8 protein-coding genes are annotated in these 8,834 nt (G+C 69.2%); all 8 read right to left on the bottom strand.

What is annotated here, in order from left to right:
- Positions 1–810: iron chelate uptake ABC transporter family permease subunit (locus ACEU5R_RS31475; RefSeq protein WP_392413784.1), on the bottom strand; the 810-nt coding region annotated here is incomplete at its 3' end.
- On the bottom strand, positions 807–1,796 hold the full coding sequence (locus ACEU5R_RS31470) for a FecCD family ABC transporter permease (RefSeq protein WP_392413782.1): 990 nt from the start codon (positions 1,794–1,796) through the stop codon (positions 807–809). The genes ACEU5R_RS31475 and ACEU5R_RS31470, both read right to left, overlap by 4 nt.
- A gap of 79 nt (positions 1,797–1,875) precedes the next feature.
- Positions 1,876–2,970 (bottom strand): ABC transporter substrate-binding protein, encoded by a 1,095-nt coding sequence (locus tag ACEU5R_RS31465; protein ID WP_392413780.1) that lies wholly within the window; start codon positions 2,968–2,970, stop codon positions 1,876–1,878.
- Between the two features lie 21 nt (positions 2,971–2,991).
- Positions 2,992–5,214, bottom strand: coding sequence for a TonB-dependent siderophore receptor (locus tag ACEU5R_RS31460; RefSeq protein ID WP_392413778.1), 2,223 nt, complete (start codon positions 5,212–5,214; stop codon positions 2,992–2,994).
- A 212-nt stretch (positions 5,215–5,426) separates the two neighbouring features.
- On the bottom strand, positions 5,427–6,614 hold the full coding sequence (locus tag ACEU5R_RS31455) for a multidrug effflux MFS transporter (protein ID WP_392413792.1): 1,188 nt from the start codon (positions 6,612–6,614) through the stop codon (positions 5,427–5,429).
- A gap of 219 nt (positions 6,615–6,833) precedes the next feature.
- Positions 6,834–7,697, bottom strand: coding sequence for a helix-turn-helix transcriptional regulator (locus tag ACEU5R_RS31450; protein ID WP_392413790.1), 864 nt, complete (start codon positions 7,695–7,697; stop codon positions 6,834–6,836).
- 61 nt (positions 7,698–7,758) lie between these two features.
- Entirely contained in the window at positions 7,759–8,550 is a 792-nt protein-coding gene (locus ACEU5R_RS31445; protein ID WP_392413788.1) for a DNA adenine methylase, read from the bottom strand.
- Between the two features lie 136 nt (positions 8,551–8,686).
- The gene (locus tag ACEU5R_RS31440; RefSeq protein WP_392413786.1) at positions 8,687–8,833 is read right to left on the bottom strand and encodes a tail fiber assembly protein; all 147 of its coding nucleotides are present in this window, start codon (positions 8,831–8,833) and stop codon (positions 8,687–8,689) included.
- Position 8,834: the final 1 nt, after the last annotated feature.

The following is an 8,834-nucleotide window of genomic DNA, read 5'->3' as shown; positions in this document are numbered from 1 at the left end:
GATCAGCGTGGCCGCGCCGCGCGTGCGCCGGGGCCGCGCGCCCAGCGCGTGGGCCAGTTCGTCGCCCATCTCCAGTAGCCGCAGGCGCGCGGCCAGGGCCATCGCCAGCGGCAGCAGCACGGCGCAGGCCAGCGCGATCAGCAGCGCGTCGCTCCAGGTCTTGCCGGCCAGGTTGCCGTTCAGCCAGGTGGCGGCCAGGTGGGCTTGCTCGCGGCGCAGGTTGGACAGCGCGTATTGCACGAAGGCTAGCGCCAGCGCGCCCACGGCGATGCCGGCCACGACCATGCGCTGCGGCGCGGCGAAGCCGGCGCCCGAGCCGAACCAGACGGCGGCCATGGCCAGCAGCGCGCCGGCGGCCGCGCCCCAGGCCACCGGCAGCAGGCCCGGCCACACCATGGCGGCGGCCACGGCGCCGGCCGACGCGCCGGCGGTCAGGCCGATCACGTCCGGGCTGCCGAGCGGATTGCGGGTCACGCTTTGGAACAGCGCGCCCGACAGGCCCAGCGCCGCGCCCGCGCCCAGCGCGGCCAGCGCGCGCGGCAGCCGCAGGGTGTAGGCCAGCCACTGCTGCACCGGCGTGCCGCCGCCGGCCAGCACCGTGGGCAGTTCACGCCAGGACAGTCCTTGCGCGCCCAGCGTCAGCGCCAGCGCGGCCGACAGCAGCATCAACAGGATCAGCGCCGCGCCATAGGCCAGTGCGCGCGGCGGCATCGGTACGGCCAGCCAGCGGCCGGCGCGCAGGATTGGCGCGGCGTGGACGGAGCGCGTGCGCACCTCGCCGCTGGCGTCGTGGACGGGAAGCGCGCTCATTGAGCCTCACCCTGGTCGCGGCGCAGCGCGGCCAGCAGGAAGGGCGCGCCGATGAAGGCCACGACCACGCCGGTCAGCAGCTCGGCCGGCGCGCGCAGCAGCCGCGCCAGGATGTCGGCGGCCAGCATCAGGACCGGGCCGAGCAGCAGGCAGAACGCCAGCTGCCAGCGCAGGTCGGGGCCGGCGAGCCGCCGCGCCACATGCGGCACGGCCAGCCCGACGAAGGCGATCGGGCCGCAGGCCGCGGTGGCGGCGGCGGCCAGCACCGCCATGCACAGCAGGCCGGCCAGCCGGTGGCGGCCGGCCGACAGGCCCAGGGCGCGCGCCATGCCGCCGCCCAGCGCCAGCAGGTTCAGCGGCCGCGCCAGCGCCAGTGCCAGCAGCAGGCCGGCGGCGACATAGGGCGCGGCGACGCCGGCGGCGGCCAGGGAATGGCCGGCCAGCGAGCCCACGGCCCAGAAACGGTAGACGTCGAAGATGTCGCTGCGCAACAGGGCGACGGCCTGCACATAGGCGTACAGCACGGCGTTGAGGGCGGCGCCGGCCAGGATCAGGCGCACCGGCATCAATCCGCGTCCGCCCGCGCCCAGCCAGTACACGGCGGCCGAGGCCGCCAGCGCGCCGGGCAACGCGGCCCAGAACGGATGGGCCGGCAGGCCGCCCGTGACCAGCGCCAGCGTGACGATGGATGCGGCCGCGCCGGCGTTCACGCCCAGCAGGCCGGGGTCGGCCAGCGGATTGCGGGTCAGCGTCTGGATCAGCGCGCCGGCCACGGCCAGCGCCGAGCCGGTCAGGAAGGCGAGCAATGTGCGCGGCACGCGCGAGGCGACCACCAGCGCCGCGTAGCTGTCGTCGGGCCGGGTCAGCGCGCGCCATACGTCGGCGGGCGCTAGGTCTTTGGAACCCAGGCAGAGGCTGCCCAGCGTACAGGCGGCCAGCAGCAGGGCGCACAGGCCCAGCGCGCCCCAGCGCGCGCGTGCCGTCATGGGGCGGCCTTGCGCGAGATGCCGGCCTGCCGCGAGTCAGCCCGGTGCATCGCGAACGTGACCTTCGCATGCCGGTGCATCATGGACTCGCGTGCTTGCCGGGGCGGGCGCGCAGTGCGGCGGCGGCCAGTTGCGGCGCGAGCCGGTCCAGCATCCAGTCCACCGCCAGCGGCGCGCCGGACGAGGACGCCATGACCAGCGACGGATCGCTCAAGGCCACGTAGGATCCGCGCTTGACGGCCGGAATGGCGGCATAGAGCGACATGGCCGCCGTCCTGTCGCGTTCGGCGTCGTTGTAGAACCAGGACACCAGGATGTCGACGTCGGCCAGCCGGTCGGCATGCTCGAAGCCCAGGTAGTGCGCGAAGTGGCCGGCGCTGGCGCGCAGCTTGCGCACCGACGGGGCCAGCGTCAGGCCCATGGCGCTGATCGTGTCCACGCGCGGATCGCCCGCGACATAGGCGGCGAAATTGCCCGAGCCCAGGTCGGCGCGCACGTAGGCGAAGGTCTTGCCGGCCAGTTCCGGGTTGTCGCGCGCGACGCGCTGCAGCGAGTGTGCGATGCGGGCCTTGAGCGCATCGGCCTCGGCGCGCTTGCCCAGCGCGGCGGCGGTCAGGTCGATCTGCGTGTCCACCGGCGTCAGGAAGGGATGCTCCGGATAGGCGACCACGGGCACGAAGCGCGACAGCTGCGCGTAGGCCTGGGCGCTCATGCCGGAGAACGGCGCCAGCACCACGTCGGGCTGCAAGGCGATGATCTGTTCCACGTCCAGTTCCGGGTATTCGGTGATCAGGGCCGGCAGCGGCGCGCCGCGAGCCTCGATGGCGGCGCGCACCCAGGGCCAGTAGTGCCGGGCGTCGCCGCCCCAGTCGGCGCGGCTGACGCCCACCGGCACCACGCCCAGCGACACCGCCAGATCATCGGCGCCAAGGCCGATCGTGACGACGCGTTTGGGCGGGGCCTTGATGATGGCCGTGCCGAGCGCGCCTTGCAGCGTCACCGGGAAAGCGGCGGCGGGATCGGGGGCGGGAGCGGCGGATGTGGCCGCCGGCGCTTCAGAGGTGTCGCTCGCGCCGCCGGCCGGCCGGTCGCAACCGGCCAGCGCGAGCGCGCACAGGCAGGCCGCCGCGCCTCGTCGCGGCGCCTGCCTCCATGCTGGGAAAGAAAAACGCATCCTGCCTTGCCGCTCCCTCGATCAATATTGCGCGCGCAGCGTCAGCATGACGTTGCGCGGCGCGCCCCACCAACCCTGGCTGTAGAAGCCGATCTGGTCGTAGTACTTGCGGTCGAACAGGTTGTTCACGTTCAGGGTGGCGGACACCTGCTTGCTGAAATCGAATCTGGCCATCAGGTTGACCAGCGCGTAGCTGCCTTGTTCCACGTCCACGTTGCCGCGCGGGCTGGCGGCGGATTGGTACATGCGGCTCTGCCAGTCCACGCCGCCGCCCACGGTGAGCCGGTGCAGGTCGCCCGGCAGGCGATAGGTGGTGTAGAGCTTGAACAGGCTGCGCGGATGGCTGGTGTTGATGGGCTTGCCGTCGGCGTCCCTGGCGGTGAAGTGGGTGTAGCTGGCGCTGAGGTTCCAGCCCGGCGCGAGCTGGCCGCTGGCCTCCAGGTCAATGCCCTCGACCTTGGCGCCGGATACGGCGCGCGAGGCCTGCATATTGGGGAAGCCGGGCACGCTGGAGCCGGGGATCGTCTGAGCCAGGTTGTTCTGCCGGGTCTGGAATAGCGCAGCGGACGCATTCAGCCTGCCTTCCAGATAGGCGGCTTTCAGGCCGACCTCGTAGCTCTTGCCGTCGATGGGCGGCAGGATCGAGCCGGACGTGTCGCGCGCGTTTTGCGGCTGGAAGATCTCGGTGTAGCTGGCGTAGGCCGTGTAGGTCTTGTTGATGTCGTAGATCAGGCCGGCATAGGGCGTGAACTGGTTGTTGACCTTGTATTCGCGGCGCGAGCCGAAGTAGTTCTGGGTGGTCTTCCAGTCGCTCCATCGGCCGCCCGCGATCAGGTGCAGCGGCTCGGCCAGGGCGAAACGGCCCACGATGTAGGCGCCGGTCTGCTTGGTGCGCAGGTCATCGGCCGTCGTTTTCCTGTCCGACCATGTCGGTTCCGCGATATGGTCCTGGCGCCAGTTGAAATAGCTGCCGACGGCGGGCTTGGGGCCGACCATGGCGTATTGCTGAATGTCGCTTTGGTCGTCAATGCTCATCCAGCCGGCGCCGATCTCGTGGCGCAGGCCGAACAGCGTGAACGGGGCGTTCAGCGACAGGTGGATGTCGTCGCGGTCGCGCCGGCCGTCGTAGTTGGCGAAGTTGCTGGTCATGCCCAGGCCGGTCGCGCGGTCCGGGTAGCCGCCCCGGAACAGTTGCTTCATGCGGTACTTGCCGTCGCTGTGGCTATAGGCCGCGCGCAGCTTCCAGTCATTGGCGAAGCGGTGGGTCAGGTCGACGAAATAGGTGGTGGATTCCGTGTCCTGGCGCGCCCAGGGCGTATTGTTGGCGACCGAACGGTTGAAGTCGGTGCGCGAGCCGTCGCTGTAGAACAGGGGAAAGCCGCTGCCGAAACCGTGGCTGATGTTGCGCTGGTATTCCACGCTGGCGGTCAGCACGGTGTCGGGCGTCAGGTCGGCGCTGACCACGCCATAGAACGTGCGGCTGCGCGCATCCAGGAAGGTCACGTTGCTGTTGCCCTGGCTGTAGGCGGCCACCACGCGCGAACGGATCTTGCCGTTCTCGGTCAGGGGCATAGACAGGTCGGCCTCGCCACGGATCTTGTCCCAGCTGCCGGCGCCGATGCTGGCCGAGGCGGCGAAGTCGCGCAGCGGACGCTTGCGCACGAAGTTGACGGCGGCGGACGGATTGCCGGAGCCGTTCATCAGGCCGGTCGCGCCGCGCACGACTTCCACGCGATCGTAGATCGCCGCGTCGATGTCGGTGGTGCCATAGTTCCACAGGCTCAGGATGGGCGTGGACAGGCCGTCGAACTGGAAGTTGTCGATGGAAAAACCGCGCGCCGAGAACGAATAGCGGTTGCTGTCGCTGCGCGTTACCGAGATGCCGGGCGCCGACGCGAGGATCGCGCCGGTGTCGCGCAGGCCTTGGTCCTCGATCTGCTGGCGTGTCACCACGCTGACCGATTGCGGCGTTTCGCGCGGCGCCAGCGTGAGGCCCGTGGCGGTGCTCATGGACTCGGTGGTGTAGGAATTCGTGCCTTCGGTGATGCCGCCCAGGCTGGCGCCTGTCACGGTCACGGCAGGCATCTGGGCCACGCCGCCCGGCGCGGATTGGGTCTCGGCGGCGACCTGGGCGCTGGCGTTCTGGTGGGCAAGGGCAGAGCAGAGCAAGGCCGTCTGAATTGCGTGGGTCAAGGGGCGCGCCCGGCGCGGCGGCGCGGCGGGCGTGGGCAAAGCGGACGACATGGCAACGAACTCCGGCGAAATAGGCAACGAGCGAAACGGAAAAATCTGGTAATGAGAATTATTGATTTTTACGTATAGGCTGATGTATGCCTGATGACGCGATCCATATGGCAAACGCCGCCGGAATTCCGCTGGAACGGGCGCGAAGCAGTAAAGGGATGGCGTCGCGCGGAATAGCGCCGCGCGCGAGCGTGCGGACAGGGATCGGCCGCTCAGCCCGGCTCGGCGTTGGCCAGTGGCCGCGGCTTGCGGTGCAGCCAGGCCCAGCCCAGCGCGCTGGCCGCCACGCAGGCCAGCATGGCCAGCGCCAGCCGCAGCGGCTGGCCATAGACCAGCGGCACGCACCAGCCGCTGACCAGCGAGAAGGTCAGCATCTGCATGAAGCCCAGCACCGAGGCGGCGGTGCCGGACAGCTGCGGCACCCGCGCCAGGATGCGCAAGGTCATGGCGGGCACCGACATGGCCAGCCCGCAGGTGAAGACGCCGGGCAGGATCACGGCCCAGGGCAGCGCGGGCCGGCCCGCCGCCGCCACATAGGCCAGGTTGGCCAGGCAGCTGCCGCCCATCAGCAGATAGGCCAGCGCGGTGACGCGCGCGTCGCTCCAGCTGCCGGCCTTGCGCGCGGCGAACAGCGCGCCCAGCATGGCGCCGATCACCAGCGGCACGAACAGGTAGGCGAAGTCGGTTTCCTGCAAGCCCAGCACGTTGGTGATGAAGTCGGGCGCGGCGCCGATCAGGAAGCCCTGGGCGGCGAAGACCAGGCTGAAGGCCAGCCCCAGCGACACGAAGCGCGCGTCGCCCAGCACCCGGCCGTAGTTCCGGGCCAGGCCGCGCCAGGACAAGGGCTGGCGCTGTTCCGGAGCCAGGGTCTCGGGCAGGCGCAACGCGCACAGCGCCAGCGCGGCCGTGGCCAGTACCGCCAGCAGCAGGAACACGGCGCGCCAGCCCTGGTGCGCGGCCAGGTAGCCGCCGACGATGGGCGCCAGCGCCGGCGACAGGTTGAACACCAGGATCAGGTAGGACATGGCGCGGCGCGCCACCGCGCCCTCGTAGCAGTCGCGCACGATGGCCTGGCCCACCACGATGCCGGCGCCGGCCGACAGGCCCTGCAACGCGCGCGCCGCCAGCAGCCAGCCGAAGTCCGGCGCGGCGGCGGCCAGCAGCGCGCCGGCCACGTAGCAGACCAGGGCCGTCAGCACCACGCGGCGCCGGCCCAGCGAGTCGGACAGCGTGCCATGCAGCAGCAGCATGGCCGCATAGCAGAACATATAGACGCCGAGCGTCAGCTGCACGGTGTCCTGCGGCACGCCGAATTCCCGGCCCAGCGCGCCGAACGCAGGCAGGTAGGCGTCGATGGTCGCGGGCGCGACGCAGGACAGCAGGCCCAGCATGAGCACCATGACCGGGAAGGCAGGCAGGGGAACGGGGCGGGACACGGGCGCTTCCATGGCAAGGGCCGCCCGGATTGGGCGGCGTCGCATCATGGTGGCCCAGCCGGGCCGGCGCCGGGAATGCGCAATGCCGGCGGAGCAATGGCTGCCGCCGGAAGCGGACGGCAAAGCGCGGGAGTACGGACGGCGAGGATGGGGAAGAGGCCGCCATCGCGTCCGCGCGCTGATTCAGTTCAGTTCGCTGGGGGCCACGCCGTAGCGCTCGCGGAAGGCCGTGGCGAAGTTGGTGGCGTGGCGATAGCCGACGAAATGCGCGGCCTGCTGCACGCTCCAGCCCTGGGCCAGATGCTGGCGGGCCACTTCCAGCCGCCGCTCGCGCAGCCAGCTGAACACCGATTGCCGGTAGGCGGCCTGGAATTTGGCGCGCAGCGTGCTGGGACTCATGCAGGCCAGCTTGGCCAGCGCCTCCAGCGTGTGGTCCTCGCCGGGCGCATCGTGCAGCCGTTCGCGCACGCGTTCCAGCAGTTGCCGGTCGCGCTGCGACAGGCTCTGATCGGCCGGCGGCGCCTGGTCCAGCGAGGCCAGCGCATGCGCCAGCAGCTGGGCGCCCACGCCCTCGCGCAGCAGGTTGCGCAGCGGGTGGTCCCAGCCGCAGTCCAGCAGGTGCTCGATGGCCAGCAGCAGATGGTTCTGCACCTGCCAGCGTCGCAGCCGCAGGCCGGCCGGCGAACGCAGCGCCTTCCATATCATCTCGCTGGCGCGCTCGTCGCCGGCGGCCTCGGGCTCGGACAAGGACAGGTTGACGCTGCGCAGGCGCTGGCCGGCCGGATGGATGCCGGTCATGCATGCGCTGTCGCCATACAAGGCGCTGATGCCGCTATGGGCGACCAGCGGTACGTCGTTTTGGCGGTCGAGCTGCGCGCGCGCCTGGCCCTGCAGCATGATGATGGCGGAGAAGCGCGGCGTCATGAAGGACGTGGCTTCGTAGTGATGGTGCACCTGCAGGTCGGACACGACCAGCGTGACGCCGGGCCGGATCTGGTGTTCCTCGACTGAAGCGGCGCGCGAAATTTGAGCGCTACGAGCTGAGATAAACGCCTGTAGTTCTAGTTACGCCAGACGAAAGAGAATTTCAAAAAATGACCCTGGCGACTTAGACTAGGCCGGCGGGGTCAGCGCGCACGTCCCAACTGAAAATGATCAGCTCGCGGCGTGGGGCACCGCCTCCGCCGCCAACGGTGTACGTGATGTCAGTCGATTCGATGTGGAAGCCAGCGAACAGGGAGCGGATGGCCGGGTGGTCATTGAGCGTCACCATCGCCTTTCCCTTCAGCTTGCGCAACATGCTTGCCAGTTGTTCGTACTGCTCCCACCCGAACGTCACGCCGTAGCCTTCCGTCTCCCAATATGGCGGATCCATAAAGAAAAACGTGTGTGGGCGATCGTAGCGCCGAATGCAGTCCGTCCAAGGCAAGTTCTCAACATACGCGCTGGCCAGGCGCAGATGTGCAACAGATAGGTTCTCTTCAATCCTAAGAAGGTTGAGGCCCGGCGGCGACGTGGTAGCCGTCCCATATGACTGACCATCAACGCGCCCACCGAAGGCAGAGTGCTGCAGATAGAAGAACCGAGCGGCGCGCTGAATGTCCGTCAATGTCTCCTCTGGCGTCATCTGCAGCCACTTGAACACCTGTCGGCTTGACAGCGCAAACTTGAATTGGCGCACGAATTCTTCAAGATGATGCTTGACGACTCGGTACAGATTGATGAGCTCACCGTTAACGTCATTCAGAACCTCGACCTCCGCCGGCACGGGGCGAAGGAAGAACATAGCGGCTCCTCCAGCGAACGGCTCGACGTAGCACTGATGTAGCGGAAAGTACGGGAGGAGGCGATCGGCCAGCCTACGCTTGCCGCCGAGCCAGGGAACAATTGGAGATGCCATTTTGTAAATCCGTTTCAAAATGGTAGCCTTACCGCGCCTGTGCACAGGTGGCGCGGCCTTGGCCATGCTGGCAGCTCGTTCTGCTAGTGCGGGGCGGTCTGGATGCAGCAACATCAAGACCGTCGCCGCGTCTTCATCATGCCGGCTGATCGGGCCAAGATACCGATGCCGGGAAGCCTGCATCGCTTGCGAGCCGATTGAGCTGCACGCGATATGTCTTCCATGCCTGCAACTGCTGCAACTCCGCAGCGGTTGCGATTTTGAGATCTGCTGCGTCTTGCAGT

This window comes from Achromobacter sp. 413638 (assembly GCF_043119405.1).
Classification (GTDB): Bacteria; Pseudomonadota; Gammaproteobacteria; order Burkholderiales; family Burkholderiaceae_B; genus Achromobacter.
This window is presented reverse-complemented; position numbering and strand designations above follow the sequence as displayed.

Bases quoted from the DNA above. Each gene is read 5' to 3' on its own strand.
- ACEU5R_RS31470 (WP_392413782.1), bottom strand. From the start codon at position 1,796: ATGACGGCACGCGCGCGCTGGGGCGCGCTGGGCCTGTGCGCCCTGCTG.
- ACEU5R_RS31465 (WP_392413780.1), bottom strand. From the start codon at position 2,970: ATGCGTTTTTCTTTCCCAGCATGGAGGCAGGCGCCGCGACGAGGCGCG.
- ACEU5R_RS31460 (WP_392413778.1), bottom strand. From the start codon at position 5,214: ATGTCGTCCGCTTTGCCCACGCCCGCCGCGCCGCCGCGCCGGGCGCGC.
- ACEU5R_RS31455 (WP_392413792.1), bottom strand. From the start codon at position 6,614: ATGGTGCTCATGCTGGGCCTGCTGTCCTGCGTCGCGCCCGCGACCATC.
- ACEU5R_RS31445 (WP_392413788.1), bottom strand. From the start codon at position 8,550: ATGGCATCTCCAATTGTTCCCTGGCTCGGCGGCAAGCGTAGGCTGGCC.